This window comes from Priestia sp. FSL W8-0524, from assembly GCF_038005965.1.
In the GTDB taxonomy this organism is placed as follows: Bacteria; Bacillota; Bacilli; order Bacillales; family Bacillaceae_H; genus Priestia; species Priestia zanthoxyli.
In genome coordinates, this window is record NZ_JBBOUG010000001.1 from 4,534,955 (window position 1) to 4,553,017 (window position 18,063).

16 protein-coding genes and 1 riboswitch are annotated in these 18,063 nt (G+C 38.4%); of the genes, 4 read left to right on the plus strand and 12 right to left on the minus strand.

Annotation, left to right across the window (positions count from 1 at the left end; translation table 11 throughout):
- Positions 1-6: 6 nt before the first annotated feature.
- The 3 genes from NST66_RS23670 to NST66_RS23680 are packed head-to-tail and all read right to left on the minus strand — an operon-like array spanning position 7 to position 1,572.
- Positions 7-465: a flavodoxin gene (locus tag NST66_RS23670; RefSeq protein WP_033579582.1), complete on the minus strand. Its 459-nt coding sequence runs from the start codon at positions 463-465 to the stop codon at positions 7-9.
- A 15-nt stretch (positions 466-480) separates the two neighbouring features.
- Positions 481-1,236, minus strand: coding sequence for a hypothetical protein (locus NST66_RS23675; RefSeq protein ID WP_230624654.1), 756 nt, complete (start codon positions 1,234-1,236; stop codon positions 481-483).
- 54 nt (positions 1,237-1,290) lie between these two features.
- Positions 1,291-1,572 (minus strand): DUF2325 domain-containing protein, encoded by a 282-nt coding sequence (locus tag NST66_RS23680; protein ID WP_028411863.1) that lies wholly within the window; start codon positions 1,570-1,572, stop codon positions 1,291-1,293.
- A gap of 207 nt (positions 1,573-1,779) precedes the next feature.
- On the opposite strand from NST66_RS23680, the gene NST66_RS23685 reads away from it, so the two are divergent.
- Positions 1,780-1,938: a DUF1540 domain-containing protein gene (locus tag NST66_RS23685; RefSeq protein ID WP_013059558.1), complete on the plus strand. Its 159-nt coding sequence runs from the start codon at positions 1,780-1,782 to the stop codon at positions 1,936-1,938.
- Between the two features lie 66 nt (positions 1,939-2,004).
- Positions 2,005-2,208: a hypothetical protein gene (locus NST66_RS23690; protein ID WP_013059559.1), complete on the plus strand. Its 204-nt coding sequence runs from the start codon at positions 2,005-2,007 to the stop codon at positions 2,206-2,208.
- 29 nt (positions 2,209-2,237) lie between these two features.
- On the opposite strand, the gene NST66_RS23695 is transcribed toward NST66_RS23690, so the two are convergent.
- The 8 genes from NST66_RS23695 to NST66_RS23730 form a co-directional block, all read right to left on the minus strand.
- Positions 2,238-3,281: a ribonucleotide-diphosphate reductase subunit beta gene (locus tag NST66_RS23695; RefSeq protein WP_013059560.1), complete on the minus strand. Its 1,044-nt coding sequence runs from the start codon at positions 3,279-3,281 to the stop codon at positions 2,238-2,240.
- Between the two features lie 16 nt (positions 3,282-3,297).
- Entirely contained in the window at positions 3,298-5,541 is a 2,244-nt protein-coding gene (locus tag NST66_RS23700; RefSeq protein ID WP_028411864.1) for a ribonucleoside-diphosphate reductase subunit alpha, read from the minus strand.
- Positions 5,542-5,674: 133 nt separating this feature from the next.
- Positions 5,675-5,860: riboswitch (cobalamin riboswitch) on the minus strand.
- Positions 5,861-6,138: 278 nt separating this feature from the next.
- A complete protein-coding gene (gene menC, locus NST66_RS23705) occupies positions 6,139-7,242 on the minus strand; it encodes an o-succinylbenzoate synthase (RefSeq protein WP_028411865.1) in 1,104 nt (367 codons plus the stop codon).
- 3 nt (positions 7,243-7,245) lie between these two features.
- Positions 7,246-8,709: an o-succinylbenzoate--CoA ligase gene (locus NST66_RS23710; protein ID WP_028411866.1), complete on the minus strand. Its 1,464-nt coding sequence runs from the start codon at positions 8,707-8,709 to the stop codon at positions 7,246-7,248.
- Between the two features lie 82 nt (positions 8,710-8,791).
- On the minus strand, positions 8,792-9,610 hold the full coding sequence (gene menB / locus NST66_RS23715; protein WP_013085280.1) for a 1,4-dihydroxy-2-naphthoyl-CoA synthase: 819 nt from the start codon (positions 9,608-9,610) through the stop codon (positions 8,792-8,794).
- 16 nt (positions 9,611-9,626) lie between these two features.
- On the minus strand, positions 9,627-10,436 hold the full coding sequence (gene menH / locus NST66_RS23720) for a 2-succinyl-6-hydroxy-2,4-cyclohexadiene-1-carboxylate synthase (protein WP_028411867.1): 810 nt from the start codon (positions 10,434-10,436) through the stop codon (positions 9,627-9,629).
- Positions 10,437-10,439: 3 nt separating this feature from the next.
- Positions 10,440-12,194 (minus strand): 2-succinyl-5-enolpyruvyl-6-hydroxy-3-cyclohexene-1-carboxylic-acid synthase, encoded by a 1,755-nt coding sequence (menD, locus tag NST66_RS23725; protein WP_033579580.1) that lies wholly within the window; start codon positions 12,192-12,194, stop codon positions 10,440-10,442.
- Positions 12,181-13,602, minus strand: a complete 1,422-nt coding sequence (locus tag NST66_RS23730; protein ID WP_033579579.1) for an isochorismate synthase — start codon at positions 13,600-13,602, stop codon at positions 12,181-12,183. The genes menD and NST66_RS23730 overlap by 14 nt, the downstream gene beginning before the upstream one ends.
- A 353-nt stretch (positions 13,603-13,955) precedes the next feature.
- Here NST66_RS23730 and NST66_RS23735 point away from each other — a divergent pair, with 353 nt between their 5' ends.
- Both NST66_RS23735 and NST66_RS23740 read left to right on the plus strand, forming a co-directional pair.
- Positions 13,956-14,708 (plus strand): TraR/DksA C4-type zinc finger protein, encoded by a 753-nt coding sequence (locus NST66_RS23735; RefSeq protein WP_013059568.1) that lies wholly within the window; start codon positions 13,956-13,958, stop codon positions 14,706-14,708.
- A 94-nt stretch (positions 14,709-14,802) separates the two neighbouring features.
- On the plus strand, positions 14,803-15,600 hold the full coding sequence (locus NST66_RS23740; RefSeq protein ID WP_013059569.1) for a TIGR00266 family protein: 798 nt from the start codon (positions 14,803-14,805) through the stop codon (positions 15,598-15,600).
- A gap of 38 nt (positions 15,601-15,638) precedes the next feature.
- Here the strand turns inward: NST66_RS23740 and NST66_RS23745 are convergent, their stop codons facing one another.
- Complete coding sequence (locus NST66_RS23745) at positions 15,639-18,050, minus strand: glycogen/starch/alpha-glucan phosphorylase (protein ID WP_028411871.1); 2,412 nt, start codon at positions 18,048-18,050, stop codon at positions 15,639-15,641.
- Positions 18,051-18,063: the final 13 nt, after the last annotated feature.

Consider the following 18,063-nt stretch of genomic DNA (forward strand, 5'->3'; position numbering starts at 1 on the left):
GTTTTCTTATGAAGCAGCAGATTTTGCCACTACTTCAGCAAAGTCTTTAGCAAATACCTTACATTTTTCTACATCTTCTCCAAAGGGAGAAAGCTCGATTTTCAAACCAGGAACAGCTATATTTCCGTTGCGTCCCTTTATTTTTTCTTCAATTAAATCAACTGCTCCGCAAAAAACATCATATGATGAATCACCTGAACCAAATACAGCCATCTGCTTTTGACTGAGATCTATATCATCCATTTCATCATAAAGATCTAAAAAATCATCTGGCAGCTCTCCATCTCCCCACGTATAAGCTCCAAAGATAATAGATTCTGCCAATACAAGGTCCGAAGCATCAATGTCATATACTTCTGTTCGTTTCACATGCAATCCATGCTTGACTAATTCTTCTTCAATCAAATCGGCTATTGCTTCTGTGTTGCCTGACATACTCGCATAAGCTAGTAAGATTTCCTTCATTTAAATGACTCTCCTTTACACCAGTAGTGTGGGCCGCACATCCCCTTCTTCATCACATTCTTGCTTAAGAGGACAGTTTTCACACTCACTGGATGCATAGTTCTTTTGAAAATGTTTTGGTTCCATTAACACACTTTTGACAATATGTAGTTGAAGTATGGCTTTTTCATAATCGCCTGTTGCAATATAATAAGTTGTTGTTTCTCCGGTTAATAATGAATAAAAACGAATTTGTTCAGGAACCTTTTTAAAAGCTTGTTTCGAAAAAACGATAATAAAGTCTTTCATTGCGTTCTTCACTTCTTCATGGTCATCTAGAATGAATTTTGTTACCGTATAAGACTTCTCTGTCCATGCAGCAAAATCAATGGTCAGAGAAAGGTTGCTTTGAATTTCTTCTACATAAACGCTGTATTTCTCAAACACAAAAAGTGGTAGCTCCACATGTGTTTTCTCGCCTAAAAACCTCAGTAAATAATCACTTACTTTAGCTAACACATCGTAATAGTGAATGGGTGATGAAAACATATTTGGCTTTAGACGCCAATATTTTTCAATAAGCTGTAAAACATAGAGGTTTGAGCGATACTCAACTGGCTTGCTATAGTATGTTTTAATGATTTGATGGACGGTTACTTGAACATGCTGTTTCCAATCTATAGATGTCTTTTTCAAAAGAAGCTGCTGCTGATAAAATTTGTACGGACATCGAATAAATTGTTCGATGTGGTTATTGGAGAGTGTCTTTATATGCACTTTCATCGGTTCCATCTATGTCTCACCGCCCTAATTGAAATTCATTCTCAATAATGATCAAAAATTAAATCATGAAATTTGCTCAATCACTTTACGAATAGCACTCCATGAATGTTTGACGAAATAAATTGGTTTTTGCTGTTTTTTTGCTTTCTCTTTAATGACTTTTGCCATATTGTGATTAATAAAATCCGTAATAACTAATACAAACCCAATATGTTCGGGAATTTCTCGCTTCACCATATTGCTTTTACGGCCATCTAAATGAATTACTTCATTAAACCCTTCTCCCGCTAGACGATCTGTAATATGCTTTAACCTGTCTCCTCCTACAACCATGACTGATGACATGTTTGTTCCCTCCCAATTAATTATTCATTTAATGATTTGACAACAACCTGTATTCTTTACTATATATACAGTTTAATTGAGAATGATTCTCTTTGTCAATGTTTAATTGATAAAAATTCTCAATTAAAATGAAAGTCTACCACCTTTCTTATAAGTTAGTTGAATTTTGACCATACTATAGCTATCACATACAAAGGAGGGTTAACGTTGGAACAAAACATTCTTTGTGAAGTAAACAACTGTCACTTTTGGAAAAATGGAAATCACTGCAGTGCAGAAGAAATTTACGTAGTAAGTCATAGCGGAAAACATGCAGCAAGCAGCTATGAAACAGACTGTAAAACGTTCAAGCCAACTGAAGCGTAACCCGCAAAAGGACAGCCTCTGGGTTGTCTTTTTTCTCTCTTCAAGATTATAAAAAAGGAGACTAGTATGAAGACTGAACAACTGATTCATTTTTTTAAAGAAGAAGCCATAAAAGCAAATGAACAAACCTTTCCAATCTATGTACAATCATTTACTCATTTATGGACATACAAATGGGGAACACTTGAAAACATTCCAGAAGAAATTGATGACTTAATTACCACACGTGCGTTAGAACTTGGACTTATTCACTTAAAAAAAGCTGACTAATCAATAAGGAAATTAGTCAGCTTTTGTGTTTATAGATCATCAAATCCATTTGCATCTGATGCTTTTGTATATTGTCGTGATTTCTGTTCAAAGAAATCGGTTTTCCCTAAATCTACCTCTTGATAAGCAATAATCCAACGAAGAGGATTTTCAATCGGTGCTTCTGGGAAAGCAGCTCGACCGAAGCCTAACTGATTACAGCGTTTATTCGCCATATATTCAATGTACTGCTGCAGTTCTTTCATCGTAATGCCGTCGAATTTTTCTCCAATAACAGATTCCGCCCATTCAATTTCAAGACGAGCTGCCTCTTGGAACGTTTCAACTACAAACGTTTCTAGCTCCTCCGTACGATAAGCTGGATTTTCATTTAGTACTTCCTTGAAAATCTTTTCAAATAACCCAACGTGAAGCTGTTCATCACGATTGATATAATTAATCATCGTAGATGTCGCCACCATCTTTTGATTTCTCGCAAGATTATAGAAGAACGCAAATCCGCTATAGAAGAAAAGTCCTTCTAAAATAACATCATATACCATAGACTTCAAAAAGTTTTCAACCGTTGCTTCTTCGCTAAATGCTTTATATCCGTTTGTAATAAAGTCATTTCGTGCGCGAAGCTTTTCGTCTGTACGCCAGTATTCAAATACTTCATCTTGTTTTCCTTTTGGTACAAGACTTGATAAAACATATGAATACGAATGATTATGAACCACTTCTTGCTGCGCTAAAATAATCATTAGAGCGTTAATCGAAGAATCGGTTACATAGTCAGCTACTTTGCTAGCATAATCTGATTGAATACTGTCCAGTAGCGCCAGCAGGCCAATAATTTTTAGAAAGCTCTCTTGTTCGTCAGCGGTTAACTGAGGGAACTGTTTAATATCTTGACCCATATTAATTTCAAACGGCGTCCAGAAATTAGCTAGCATACGCTTGTATTTAGGGAACGCCCATGAAAATCGGACGTCATCCCAGTTTAGAATATTGGAGCTCTTGCCGTTGATGATTCCTGTCGAACGGTTCGGAGCTGTTTCGTTCATTAATTCTCGTTTTAACATGCTTGTCATCAATTATTCACTCCTTTTAACTATGACAGCTTTCACATTCTTCAATGACTTCACTTGATGTTGAACGTACGTAATAGGTCGTTTTTAATTTTTCTTTCCATGCCGTCATATGAAGATCCAGCAGCTCTTTTGCTCGGATATCATTTTGTACATATAAATTGAATGAAATAGATTGATCAATATGACGCTGGCGCTTGGCGTTTTGCTTAATGCTCCAGTGCTGATCAATTAAATAAACGGACTTATAATACCAGTTTGTTGCTGGCGATAAATCTGGTGCCGTCACTGGGATTTTATAGTTTTTCTTTTCCTCTGAATAAAACTTACGGAAAATCGGATCAATACTTGCCGTAGAACCCGCGATAATAGATGTTGATGAATTAGGTGCTACAGCCATTAAGTATCCATTTCTTATCCCATTGCTTTGAACTTCGCTACGCAGTTCACTCCACGCTTCGCTCGTGTATTCACGTGTTTCAAAATAAGCGCCTGACTCAAAATCTGAGCCTTTAAATAATGGATATGCGCCTTTTTCTTTAGCTAAGTTCATGCTTGCCTGCACGGTTAAGTAAGAAATTTGTTCATACAATTCATCGCAATATGCTACCGCTTCATCTGTCTCCCATGCTATTTTCTTTAAGGCAAGCAAATGGTTCCAGCCAAATGTGCCAAGCCCTACTGCGCGGTACTTTTGATTCGTTAGCTTTGCTTGAAGTACCGGCAAATCATTTAACTCAATAACATTATCAAGCATGCGTACTTGAATTGGAATTAAACGTTCAAGTACATCTTCAGTTACGGCTCTCGCTAAGTTAATAGAAGAAAGATTACATACAACAAAATCGCCCGGATTCTTTGTAATAATAATTTTTCCGTCTTCCGTAATTTCCTCTGTTACGACCGTTGTACTTTGGTTTTGCGTGATTTCTGTACATAAGTTACTGCAGTAAATCATGCCCGCGTGTCGGTTTTGATTAGCTCGGTTAACCGTATCACGATAGAACATATAAGGAGTTCCGGTTTCAAGCTGCGAAAGCATAATGCGCTTGAAGATCTCAATAGCAGGCACTGTTTCTCTTGAAAGCTGTTCATTGTTTACACACTCAGCGTAACGAGTGCGGAACGAACCGCTGCCTTCTTCTTCATCATAAAAATCTTCTAACGAGTAGCCCATCAGCGTACGAACTTCGTGAGGATCGAATAAGTGCCAGTCTTCACGTGCTTCTACTTTTTCCATAAACAAATCTGGCAAACATACGCCAGTGAATAAATCATGCGTGCGCTGGCGTTCATCACCATTGTTCAAACGCGCGTCTAAGAATGAAAAAATGTCTTTATGCCAAACGTCTAAATATACGGCAATAGCTCCTTGTCGTTGACCTAGCTGATCGACACTTACAGCCGTATTATTTAGCTGTTTCATCCATGGAATTGTTCCTGATGATACGCCTTTAAAACCTTTTATATCACTTCCTCGGCTTCTAATATGACCGAGGTAGACACCAATTCCGCCTCCATTTTTACTAAGCGTGGCCAAATCTGTATTGCTATCATAAATACCGCGTAAGCTGTCATCAATCGTATCAATAAAGCAGCTAGATAGCTGTCCGTAGCTCTTTCCTGCGTTTGAGAGTGTTGGTGTGGCAACCGTCATATATAGACTAGAAAGCGCCCAGTACGCTTCTTTTACTAATGCTGTTCGATTTTCTTTCTTTTCTTGAGACATCAGCGTCATAGCAATGATAAGAAAACGTTCTTGCGGTAATTCGTATACACGCTTATCATGTGATGTCGCTAAATAGCGATCTGCTAATGTCAGCAATCCAATGTATGTAAATAAACGATCGCGTTCAGGAATAATGACTGAAGCAATTTCATTAATTTCTTCTTCTGTATATGTTTTTAATAGCTGTTTATTATAAATGCCGATTTTTGTTAGTTCTTGAATAAGCTGATAAAACGAACCGTACTTCTCTTTTTTATCATAACCTCGGTTGTCCGCTGCTTTTCGATATAGTTCGTTTAAGTAGACGTCTGCCGCCACGTACGTCCAATCTGGTTCTTCCATTGAAATACGCTCTAGAGCTGCCAAAATTAGTACGTTTGCAACCTTTTCGTCCGTCATATTTTCCTTTACTGTAACAGTTTGAATAACCTTTTCCTCATACAAAGAAAAATCAAGCTGCGTAAATTCTTTTTTTAAACGTTCAATATATGCAGTTAATTCATGTAGAATTGTAGGCTTTAATGTATTCACCATAAATATGGCTCCTCTCTTCACTTCAAAATAAAAAATCGCTCACCGTACCTCGGTGAGCGAATAGAACGAAGATAGAAGAAGACACTAAGTCTTTTCTCAATCCTCGCTCTACCCTCTCACCTCCCGAAGAAGATAAAACGACATAAAAAAGGCAGGTCTCCTGACTTATGCTTCTTTTTACTTTAAGGCCTTCCCATGATGTTTACTCACAGTGGATCTCCTTATTTCATCAGCATTCACAGTTGCGGGGACAGCTTTGGATTTTCACCAAATTCCCTTTTAAGTCTTTTTATCAGACACCTTTTTCACTGGAAAACACAAAATATAGTATTTTATTATTGTTTAACAAACAACATATTGTGTTATGTTATAAACACATTATATAGGACAACTTAGAAAACTATCAACCTATTTTCAAAAATAATTTTGTTTTTTACGATAAAATCCTTCGACTTTTTTCATCAAACTACTCCATCATAACATGTTTTGACACGCTTGATGGAACAATGTGCTCTTTTTAAAAAATTTGTCCTATTTTTCTACTAAACATTGCCAACATCAATAAAAAAACCGTTTTTCATAAAAAACGGTTTTTAATTATTTGTATTCTTTTTCAAATGCTGTGATTGTTTTGATAAACTTTTTATCAATATCGTATCCGATCCCCGGTTTTTCCTTCACCTTTATTACTCCGGCTTCTACCTCTACTTCGGGCTTAATAATATCTTTTTCCCAATAGCGAGACGACGCAGAAATGTCACCTGGTATCGTGAAAGAAGGCAGTGTGGCAAGGGCGATGTTATGAGCTCGTGAAATCCCGGCTTCTAACATTCCGCCAACCCAAAGCCTTACACCGTGTAGGGCGCATAAATCATGAATTTTTTTTGCTACAGACATTCCGCCAACTCGACCGATTTTCACATTGATAATCTTGCAGCTTTTTTGTTCGATTGCATGACGTGCATCTTCATAGCTCACAATACTTTCATCTAAGCAAATCGGCGTCTTCATTTGCTTTTGTAATAATCGATGATCAAGGATATCATCCGAACTTAACGGCTGTTCGATCATCATTAAATTCAATTCATCTAGTTTTTTCAATGAATCACTATCGCTTAACGTATAGGCTGAATTGGCATCAGCCATAAGAGGAATGCTTGGAAATTCATCTCGAATTTGTTTCAGTAGCTCATAGTCAGCGCCTGGCTTAATTTTCACTTTAAAGCGCTTATAACCATCTTTCATATAAGTCTTTATTTGTTCTTTCATGATGGAAATATCATTTAAGCCAACTACCACTCCAGCTTCTACAGCAGGCCTTATTCCGCCAATTACTTCAGCTAAGGGCTTATTTTGGCGCTTTGCATACAAATCCCATACAGCACAGTCCAAAGCTGCTTTAGCCATGTTGTTCCGCTTTAGAGGTTTGAATAACTTTTGAACATCCTCTGGTTTTTGAAGCTGCTGGTGAAGAAGCGAAGGAATTAAAAAATCGTCTAACATATGAAAACATGTCTGAATCGTTTCTTCCGTATACCAAGGAGATGAAAAAGCAACGACTTCTCCCCATCCTGTAAATCCTTTTTCATCTTCTACTTCAAGCAAAATCAATTCTCGATCCTGGACCGTACCATAGCTTGTTGAAAAAGGAGAAAGAAGCTTCATGTCAATTTTATAAAGATGTACTTTTTTGATAATCATCGATTAAATTCCTTTCTGTATGAACGATGATAGCTTCCGGCGTATGATTTTATTAGAGGCCGTTCGCGGCAGCTCCTCTACTCGAACGAAATACTTTGGAAGTTTGTACTTTGCTAAAAATTGTTGAATGTGTAAAGATAACTCTTCATCTGAAACGTCTTCGTTTATAACAATGCATGCTGCAGGAACTTGTCCCCATTTTCCATCGGCTACTCCCGTTACACCGGCCTCTTTAACAGCGGGATGCTTCAACAAAACATTTTCAATTTCAGCTGGATATACATTTTCTCCACCTGAAATAATAAGGTCCGAACGTCTGTCTAATACATATAGAAAACCTTCTTCATCCACTTTCCCGATATCTCCTGTATAGAACCAGCCTTGTTGAAGGGCTTTTTTAGTAGCTTCAGGTTTATTTAAATATCCTTTTGTAACATTTGGACCTTTAACAATGATTTCTCCTGCTTCACGTGTTTCATTTCCATTCTCATCTACAATTTTCATTGCACACGGAAATAATGGTTTACCTGCTGATCCCAGTTTTCGCAAACTATCTTCAGGTGAAAGCGTAACGAACTGTGAAGATGTTTCTGTCATTCCATACGTTTGATAAACAGGAATTTCTTTATTCACACAAGCCTCTAAAATAGTAAGCGGTGCGGGTCCTCCTCCTAAAAGCATACAGCGAAATGTATTTGGGTATTTACGTTCAGCTAATTCATCCAGCATATTCGATAGCATGGAAGTGACAACCGAAATAATTGTTACTCCTTTGTTTTCAATGGCTTCATTCACCGCTCTTGCTTCAAATCGTTCTTCTAAAATGATTTTCATTCCGTAAAAGACGCTCCGCATTAAAATGGATAATCCGCTAATATGAAACAAAGGAACCGCTATAAGCCAGCAGTCTTTTTCATTTAATCCTAAATTAAGCGCTGAACCAATGGAACTCCACCAGTGATTTCCATATGTCTGCAGCACTCCTTTTGGATTACCTGTTGTTCCAGACGTATACATAATGGTGAACGTCTCCTCGAGATTCCACGTTTTCTGAAAATACGTTTCTGTTTCTGGAGAACTTTTTAAAGAAGATAAAGGAAGCTGAGTAATGGAACTTTGGAACTCTCTCGTTAAAAATGCTTCATCCGTAATAAGCAACGACACGTTTGCATCTGTTAGCTGATAATTGATTTCTTCATTTGTCAAACGCGTATTGACGAGCAGCACCCGAGCGCCAATATAAGAAACCGCATGTAAAATCTCAATAAACTCCACGCTGTTTTTCATGCATAAAGCAATGGTATCACCTTGCTTTACACCGTTAAACGAAAGCTGCTGCGCTACTTTTTGAACACGCTTATGAAGCTCTTGAAAAGTAAGCGACGTTTGCAGTGTTTCTACCGCCACTCGGTTTGGCGTCAAATATGCTCTTTGCATAAGCCCATTAGGAATCGTTTGGCCACTCATAAATTTCTCTCCTTTTTATACTAATTAACTAAATCAAATTGAAAAAACAGCCTGATGATAATCACCAAGCTGTTTCAGCTGTTTAAGGGAAACGTGGGAACTGTTGGAAGTCTGGATTGCGTTTTTCCTTAAATGCATCGCGACCTTCTTTTGCCTCGTCCGTTGTGTAATAAAGAAGCGTTGCGTCACCCGCAAATTGCTGGATACCAGCTAAGCCGTCCGTATCAGCATTAAATGCTGCTTTTAAGAAACGAAGAGCGGTTGGACTTTTTTCTAACATCTCTTCACACCATTGAATTGTTTCAGCTTCAAGCTGCTCTAATGGAACGACCGTGTTTACTAATCCCATGTCTAGTGCTTCTTGAGCGTTGTACTGACGGCATAAGAACCAGATCTCACGTGCTTTCTTATGGCCTACGATGCGAGCTAAGTAACCAGAGCCATATCCTGCATCGAAGCTTCCAACTTTAGGACCTGTTTGTCCAAAGACTGCGTTATCCGCTGCAATTGTTAAGTCACATACAACGTGAAGAACGTGGCCTCCACCAATTGCATAGCCTGATACCATTGCAACAACCGGCTTTGGAATTACGCGAATTAAACGCTGTAAATCTAGAACGTTTAGACGTGGAATTTCATCTTCTCCTACATAGCCGCCGTGACCGCGAACTCTTTGGTCTCCGCCTGAGCAAAATGCTTTATCCCCAGCACCTGCTAATACAATTACTCCAACGCTTGCATCGTCACGAGCATAAGCAAATGCATCGATCAATTCCATTACTGTTTTTGGACGGAATGCATTGTGCACTTCCGGACGGTTAATCGTAATTTTAGCGATTCCGTTATATGTTTCGTATAAAATGTCTTCATATTGACGTACTGATGTCCATTCAACTGTCATCTTTATTTCCTCCTAATTATGTAGTAGCTAAGAACTCACTTACTATTCTACCAAAAATCTCGGGTTGTTCCACGTGAATTGCATGGCCTGTCCCTAAAATAATTTTAGAAGTAGCATTTGGTATTAATGTTTGCATTTCTTTGGAAATTAAACAAAACTTTTGATCTACTTCTCCTGTAATAAGCAAAACCGGCATCAACAGATCGTCCAGCTTCTCCCAAAGGGACGGCTGGACTCCTGTTCCCATTCCTTTCAAACTGTTGGAAAGGCCGATTTCTGTATGCGAAAGTCTTTCTTGACGCACCGCTTCTTGAACATAGCTAGGCAATTGCTTTTGAGAACGAAAAAGAGGGATTTCCTCCCAAAAGTTCACAAATTCTTCAATTCCATTTTTCACAATGCGGCTCGCCAGCTGCTCATCTTTTTCTTTTCTTAGCTTTTGTTCTTCTCGCGTTTTTAAACCAGGCGATGCGCTTTCTAATACCAACTTTTTCACAAGGTGTGGATATCGCTGAGCAAATGAGAGAGCAAGCCTTCCTCCCATCGAATATCCAATTACATTCACCTGTGATAGAGATAGCTGTTGAAGCAGCTCATGCAGTGCTTCAACAACTGCTTCCATTGAATATGGTTTGATTTCTTTCGGAGCTGCTGATTGGCCATGACCAATAATATCAACAGCAATCACTTGATAGTCTTTAACGAATTTCTTCATAAAGGTACGCCAGGTTTGAGAAGAACCGGTAAAGCCGTGAAGAAGCAGCAGCGGCTCTCCTTTTCCCTCGGTGTGCACATAGTAAGATACACCATTTAATTGATACATCATTGCTTATTCCTCACCGTTTGACAAATTTATTTCCTCGGAAACAAGTTTCCACAAACTGCGATGAGTCTCTACATTTTCTGTACGAGTTGTGCGAATCTCTACAACATGTAACCCGCCTTTTGTGAAAGCATGGTTCATTGCATGTCGAAATTCTTCCCAGCTGCTTGCTGAAGAAAATGTGCCATCATACAGACGAGTGGCATGCTCAAAATTCAATCCAGTTGGCGTACCGAATAAAAATTCAAAGTGCTTTTCTTGTTTTGACTGCGGTAAAAATGAAAAAATTCCTCCGCCGTCATTGTTAACTAGCACAACGGTTAAATTTAAATTATGCATCTTAGCTGCCAGCAGACCATTTAAATCGTGATAAAAAGATAGGTCACCAATAAATAAAACGGTGTGATCGTAAGCCGTGCTTACGCCTAGAGCAGACGAAACCACACCATCAATTCCATTTGCTCCTCGGTTTACAAAAAGTGGAATATCTTTCTCCGTATTTAAGAAGAAAGAATCAATATCTCGAACAGGCATTGAATTTCCAACAAACAAAGCCGTGCCTTCAGGTACTACATCCACAATTTCTTGAACTACTTGTCCTTCGAACCATTCCTGGCCAGAAGTTAATGTTTTGAGAGCCTGTGCAGTTTGAGCATTAATCTTTTTCCATAGACTCAGCCATGAAGTAGACTCCTCTTGATTCGCTGAAAGGCGCTTGATCAGTTCTTCACAAAATAATGTTTCATTGGCTTCAATCATCACTGTTGAACGCAAAGTAGGATCTCTCCAGCCTTTACCTTGGTCAACTACAAACATTTCTTTCGGCTCGTGTGCTTTTAAAAATTGCAATAGCGGTTTCGATACCGGCATCGCGCCAAAACGAATGACAACTTCGGGGTAAAAACGCTCATCAACCTTATCACTTTTTAAAAATGTATCATATGTCTCTATTACATTTTCTTTTGAATGCTTGCCGCTTCTTAATTGTGATAACGGATCTGCGAGCACCGGAAAGCTTAAAGCGTCAGCTAAACGGCATACGCTGTCTACTGCTTTTAAAGACATTTGATCTCCGCATATAATAAGTCCTTTTGTTGTTCCCTCTAGGCGCTTCGCAATTTCTTCGAATCCTTTTTCAGATAGAGATGCTTCTCCATGAATAGCAGCCACATATGATTTACCGCGTTTCCCCTGACTCCATAAATCTTCAATAGACAAATCTGGTACAATCGGTTCACGTAAAGGTACGTTAATGTGTACAGGACCGCTCGGTATAGCTTGAGCTGTATGAACAGCCCTTGAAGCTACTGTTCGAATATAACGATTCATATCTGCACTTTCTTCTGGTAAAGCTGTATCTACAAACCACTTCGCATACTGACCGAAAAGATGATTCTGATTAATTGCCTGCGGGGCACCTATATCCCTTAACTCGTGCGGCCGATCGGCTGTGATAACGACTAAAGGAATGCGTGAGTAGTGAGCTTCAATTACTGCAGGATAATAATTCGCTGCAGCTGTTCCAGATGTACATACAAGCGCCACTGGTTTTTTCTTTGCTTTTGCTATTCCTAGAGCAAAAAAACCGGCAGAACGTTCATCAATGTTTAAGTGCACATGAATATCAGGGTGCTCAGCCATAAGCATCGCAATAGGCGTTGAACGTGACCCTGGACTGACCACTACTTCTTCAACATTTGCTTCTACTAATTCATCCACGAATGACGCAATATACGTTGTTAATGATTTAATGTGTTCCACGCATAATCCCTCCTAAAGCTGAAAGCATCGGGTTGAATTTAATTTTTGTTTCTTCATATTCACTTTCAGGCGTAGAATCTGCTACAATTCCACAGCCCGCAAATAAAACAGCTTCTTTTTGCTGAATAACAGCCGAGCGGATTCCTACTATAAATTCACCGTTTCCATTGATATCCATCCATCCTAAAGGAGCTGCGTACCACCCTCGGTCAAAGGATTCTAGCTTTCGAATAATAGGCAAGGCCTCCTGTTGAGGATATCCTCCTAACGCTGGTGTTGGATGGAGCTTTTGAATAAATGAAAATAGCGTCACATCTTCCTTTATACGCCCTTTCACAGGTGTATACAAATGTTGAATATGCTTTGTTTTATATAAACTTGGCTTACTTGGAATTTCTACTTCATAACAATAAGAATTCATCGCTTCTTTAATCATATGAACAACAACATCGTGCTCAATTAAGTTCTTAGGATCCTGAAGCAATTCCTCACCTAGTTCGTGATCTTCCTGCCTTGTCTTTCCTCTTGGAATCGAACCCGCTAAACAAGTGGAAAACACGTAATCTCCTTGTTTTTGTACTAGTCTTTCTGGGGAAGCGCCGATAAAATGCTGATGCTCTCCCTCTAAAATATATGTGTAGCTAGTTGGCTGTTCCTTTAACAGACGCTGAAGCGCGTATTCAGTAGAAATATCTTCATTAAATTTTACTTTTAATTGGCGAGCAAGAACCACTTTCTCTATAACCTGTTGCTTAATTAAAGTAGTAGCTCTTTCAATATTTCCTTTAAATTTCTCTACCCCAATTTCTTCTTTTTCCAACAGCAAAGGTGAAATATGAGATTCCCCGTCGTACTCTTCACAAAGAACAAGTTTTTGGACCTCTTCGAAATAATTGATGTGCTCTTTTACAGAATCTTGTCCTTTAACCATCATATTAACGGTAAGATATCCTTCTTTATTTACCTGGGTATATAACACAGTTGGAATCATAAATTTTGAACTCGGGAAATCACTCCAATAGTTTTCTCGATACTGATTTGGATCAAATGAAAATCCTCCAAATAAAAGAGGACCTGTCCCATCAGGGAAAATTTGGTTATTTTTATAAAAGTCTTCTTTTATAAAGCGCTTCCATTCATTTTCAATGTGGAAATAACGTTCTTTTGCCGCATTGGTGCAAATAGTATGCGCATATCCTAATCCAACAAATGTATAATAACTGTTGGGATCTTTCCAAAAAAAGCGTTCTTTATAAAACTGGTCATGTCCGTTCGCATAAAAAATAAGGGGGTCAATAGGTCTTACTTTTTTCACTAAACTGACCAATTTTGGCTGATTTTCATTTTTTGCACACTCAATCGCATCTTTAATGTATTCTTGTACTAACTGTTCGGTCGTTGCAATCACACTACGTCCCCCCGTTCATCTTTTTTTCTTAAGTCTGTAACTAACTTATTATAAACTTTCAGTTCAAAAAAATCTAGCATCGCGATTCATGAGCAAAAATTAATTTCGCTTGTCTAAATTACGCCTTTTCAGTAAACCAATAAAAAAATCTTTATGATCTATTTAGTACTCTTTAGCCCTCAAGAACGTTATTTTTATCATACCCTTTTCTATAACCTTTACCTTTCTTTAATTTTCCACTGCATTTCTCTCTTAGCTTCATGAATACCCCAAATCCTCCTAATATGAATCGTGTTTTTTTGAATTTTTAACACATACTACAAAAGCACACTAAATTTTTAAGGGGGAGCTTCATGACACTTTCAAAACAAGAAATCAGTCAGTTAAAACAAAATTTACAGCAGCAGCAGGCTGATATTCAATCGCACTTTGATCAAAATGATCATTTTGGTCTAACTCGAAGCGACGCTCACGATGCTGTAGGAGAACTTTCAAGCTACGATAACCACCCTGGTGACACAGCCACAGAAACATACGAGCGTGAAAAAGACCTTGCACTAAATGAACATGCAAAACAAGAGCTACATGAAATAGAAGAAGCACTGCAGGCAATCGCTCACAGCACGTATGGAACATGCAAAGTATGTGGAGCAGATATCTCGTTTGAAAGACTTCAGGCTGTACCAACTACTTTATACTGTAGAGAACATAGCCCATCACAGGATATTCCAAAGCACAGACCTGTAGAAGAAAATGTTCTCCATCACCCATTTGGTCAATACGACTATGACGATACCGAGACGACAGGATACGACGCAGAAGATTCTTGGCAAGACGTTGCGCGTTACGGGACGTCTGAATCTCCTTCTGATTTTATAGAAGATACGTCTAACTATAGTGAAACCTATATTGAGGCGGATGAAGCTATTGGGTACGTTGAAGATTATGAAAACTTTGCCGCTACCGATTTATATGGACAGCCTCTTCCTATTTACCCTTCAAAAGAGCATGAGCGATATGAAAATGCACTGGATGAAGAAGGTACGATGACCATATTTGGAGATTTACCGGCCTATGAGAAAGATCCATACACTGAAAAGGAGTAGTTCTTCATACTACTCTTTTTTCTATTTTTAGTAGGAGCTATGGGAGATGACATCGAATGAATAGGAGATTAGAATTAATAATGAGGTGAACATAATGAATGCACATGAAATTGATTATAAATTGTATGGAGATGACATGCAGTTTGTTGAAATTGAATTAGATCCTTCAGAAAGTGTGATAGCAGAAGCTGGAGGAATGATGATGATGGAAGATGATATTGAGATGGAAACCATTTTTGGTGACGGTTCTTCCTCCAACAGCAGCGGACTTTTTAATAAACTAAAAGGTGCTGGGAAACGCGTATTAACTGGTGAAAGTTTATTTATGACGGTATATACAAATAACGGATATCACAAGCGAAAAGTATCTTTCGCTTCACCTTTTCCAGGTAAGATTATTCCTGTCGATTTAGAGCAGCTCGATCATAAAATTATTTGTCAAAAAAGCTCCTTTTTATGCGCTGCCAAAGGCGTATCCGTTGGTATTGACTTTCAAAAAAAACTAGGAACTGGCTTCTTTGGCGGTGAAGGTTTTATTATGCAAAAATTAGAAGGCAATGGTCTCGCATTTTTGCATGCAGGCGGCACCATTCATAAGAGACAGCTGCAGCCGGGTGAACGCCTTCGTGTGGATACTGGCTGTTTAGTGGCCATGACCCGTGATGTAAATTACAACATCGAATATGTAGGGAAAATTAAAACAGCTCTGTTTGGAGGAGAAGGCATGTTTTTTGCTACTCTGTCAGGACCGGGAACAGTTTGGATTCAATCTCTTCCTTTTAGTCGACTAGCCGATCGCGTTTTATCAAGTGCAGTTTCACCAACGGGAGGTAAAGGTGAAGGCAGTATCCTTGGTTCTTTAGGTGATTTCTTAAACGGTGACAACAGATAAAATAAAAAAGGTGTAGTCGTTGACTACACCTTTTTTATTTATTGATTTAATAAATTTTTAGTGGAATGAATTCCCCAAATATCAGATGCATATTCCTCAATCGTTCGGTCACTAGAAAAAAAGCCGGAATGTGCAATGTTCGTCGCACTCATTTGAAGCCATTTATTTTCATTTCCATAAGCTTCGTTTACTTTTTGCTGTGCCGTAACGTATGAGTCAAAGTCACGGAGTACGTAGTATTCATCATTTTGCATTAATAATGAATCATATATAGGCTCGAATAAGTCATATGTGTCAGGTAAGAAGCCGTTTGTAAGCTGCTCGAGCACTTGTCGAATCCGCTTATCATGATGGTAATAATCATAGGCACGGTATCCTCCATTTTGCTGATAGCTCAATACTTCTTCGGCTTTTAACCCAAAAATAAAGACATTATCTTTTCCTACTGCCTCGCTAATTTCGACGTTCGCTCCGTCCATCGTACCAAGAGTTAACGCTCCGTTCATCATGAATTTCATATTTCCCGTTCCCGAAGCTTCTTTGCTGGCGGTTGAAATCTGTTCGCTGACATCCGCTGCAGGAAAGATATACTCAGCAAGTGACACTCGATAGTTTTCTAAAAAAACGACTTTTAAAAACGGTGATGTTTGTGGATCATGATTGACAACATCAGCTACAGAATTAATTAGCTTGATGACTTTTTTTGCATAATAATAGCCGGGAGAAGCTTTCGCACCAAAAATAAATGTACGAGGCACGATTTGAAAATTAGGGTCTTCTTTTAATCGATTGTACAAATACATAATGTGCAGTACATTTAAAAGCTGTCTTTTATAAGCATGAAGCCTTTTAACCTGTACATCAAAAATAGAATGTGAATCTATTTTAATTCCCGTTTGCTCTTGAATAATATCGGCAAGCAGCTTTTTACGCTGTTGTTTTACTGTTTTTAGTCCTTGTAAAAAGCTTGGATCTTCCACATACTCTTGGAGCTTTATAAGAGAATGCGGCTGTTTAATCCATTTATCTCCTATCACCTCGGTAATAAGAGAGGAAAGCTGCGGGTTAGCTTTTAACAACCAGCGCCGGTGGGTAATTCCATTCGTTTTATTGTTAAATTTAGCAGGATAAAACTGATAAAAATCTTTCATTTCTCGTTCTTTTAAAATATCAGTATGAATCTTTGCCACGCCGTTTACTTTATAACTTCCCACAATTGCTAAATGAGCCATCTTTACTAGCCCGTGCGCTAAAATAGCCATATTTTCAATCCGCTGCCAGTCTCCTGGATATGCTTCCCATAATTCTTTACAAAAGCGCTCATTAATTTCTTCAATAATCATATACACTCGTGGAAGCAAGGGTTGAAATAAATCAATCGGCCATTTCTCAAGGGCTTCAGAAAGAGTCGTATGGTTTGTGTATGAAATGGTATTGGACGTAATATGCCATGCATCTTCCCATTCCATTTTTTCTTCATCCAGTAAAATTCTCATTAGCTCAGGAATCGCAAGTACAGGATGCGTATCGTTAATATGAATGGCTACTTTTTCGTGAAAGTTTGTAAGTGTTTGATAGGTATTTCGATGTGCTCTGATAATACTTTGTAAGCTAGCTGACACAAGAAAATATTGCTGTTTCAACCTTAATATTTTACCATCTTCATGTGTATCATCCGGATATAAAAATTCTGATACAGCCTCTGTTTGACGCTTATACTCCATCACATCTTTATGTACTGGAAATGATGAAGGCTCCGCATTCCAAAGGCGAAGTGTATTCACTGTATCTGTTTTATACCCGATAACCGGGATGTCATAAGGAACAGCAGAGACGGGTTCTCCTTTTACATGACGAAAAGAGAATGTTCCGTCTTCCTGTACCATTTCAACTTCGCCCCAAAAGTTCACTTCGATTGCTTGATCTAATTTGCGTACTTCCCATGAATTCCCATGCCTTAACCATTGTTCTGGGAGCTCAATTTGAAAGCCGTTTACAATCTTTTGATCAAACAAACCGTGTTTATAGCGAATCCCATAACCGTGACCAGGAAGATTAAGTGAAGCAAGAGAATCTAAAAAACAAGCAGCAAGCCTGCCTAATCCCCCGTTTCCTAATCCTGCGTCTACTTCGATTTCCTCAATATTTTCAAGTGAAATATTCAGATCACTTAATCCTTCTTTTACAACTTCCCGAATTCCTAAGTTCAACAGATTTTGACCCAACAGTCTGCCTAATAAAAATTCGATAGAAAGATAATACACTTGCTTTGTATGTGAAGACCTATGAATTTCATTGGTTGAAATCCAATCGCTGCTAATATACTCTCGCACCATATTTCCTAATGTATGATAGTGATCTTGAACAGTAGATTCTTTAAAGCTCTTTCCATATGTCATTTCCAGCTTTTTTAAAAAAGCCTCTTGAAAGCTTTTTTTATCAGAGAACAATCTGCTCACCCTT

Bases quoted from the DNA above. Each gene is read 5' to 3' on its own strand.
- NST66_RS23670 (WP_033579582.1), bottom strand. From the start codon at position 465: ATGAAGGAAATCTTACTAGCTTATGCGAGTATGTCAGGCAACACAGAA.
- NST66_RS23710 (WP_028411866.1), bottom strand. From the start codon at position 8,709: ATGAGTGGCCAAACGATTCCTAATGGGCTTATGCAAAGAGCATATTTG.
- NST66_RS23675 (WP_230624654.1), bottom strand. From the start codon at position 1,236: ATGGAACCGATGAAAGTGCATATAAAGACACTCTCCAATAACCACATC.
- NST66_RS23695 (WP_013059560.1), bottom strand. From the start codon at position 3,281: ATGACAAGCATGTTAAAACGAGAATTAATGAACGAAACAGCTCCGAAC.
- NST66_RS23740 (WP_013059569.1), top strand. From the start codon at position 14,803: ATGAATGCACATGAAATTGATTATAAATTGTATGGAGATGACATGCAG.
- NST66_RS23735 (WP_013059568.1), top strand. From the start codon at position 13,956: ATGACACTTTCAAAACAAGAAATCAGTCAGTTAAAACAAAATTTACAG.
- NST66_RS23690 (WP_013059559.1), top strand. From the start codon at position 2,005: ATGAAGACTGAACAACTGATTCATTTTTTTAAAGAAGAAGCCATAAAA.
- menC (WP_028411865.1), bottom strand. From the start codon at position 7,242: ATGATTATCAAAAAAGTACATCTTTATAAAATTGACATGAAGCTTCTT.
- menH (WP_028411867.1), bottom strand. From the start codon at position 10,436: ATGATGTATCAATTAAATGGTGTATCTTACTATGTGCACACCGAGGGA.
- NST66_RS23680 (WP_028411863.1), bottom strand. From the start codon at position 1,572: ATGTCATCAGTCATGGTTGTAGGAGGAGACAGGTTAAAGCATATTACA.
- menB (WP_013085280.1), bottom strand. From the start codon at position 9,610: ATGACAGTTGAATGGACATCAGTACGTCAATATGAAGACATTTTATAC.
- NST66_RS23700 (WP_028411864.1), bottom strand. From the start codon at position 5,541: ATGGTGAATACATTAAAGCCTACAATTCTACATGAATTAACTGCATAT.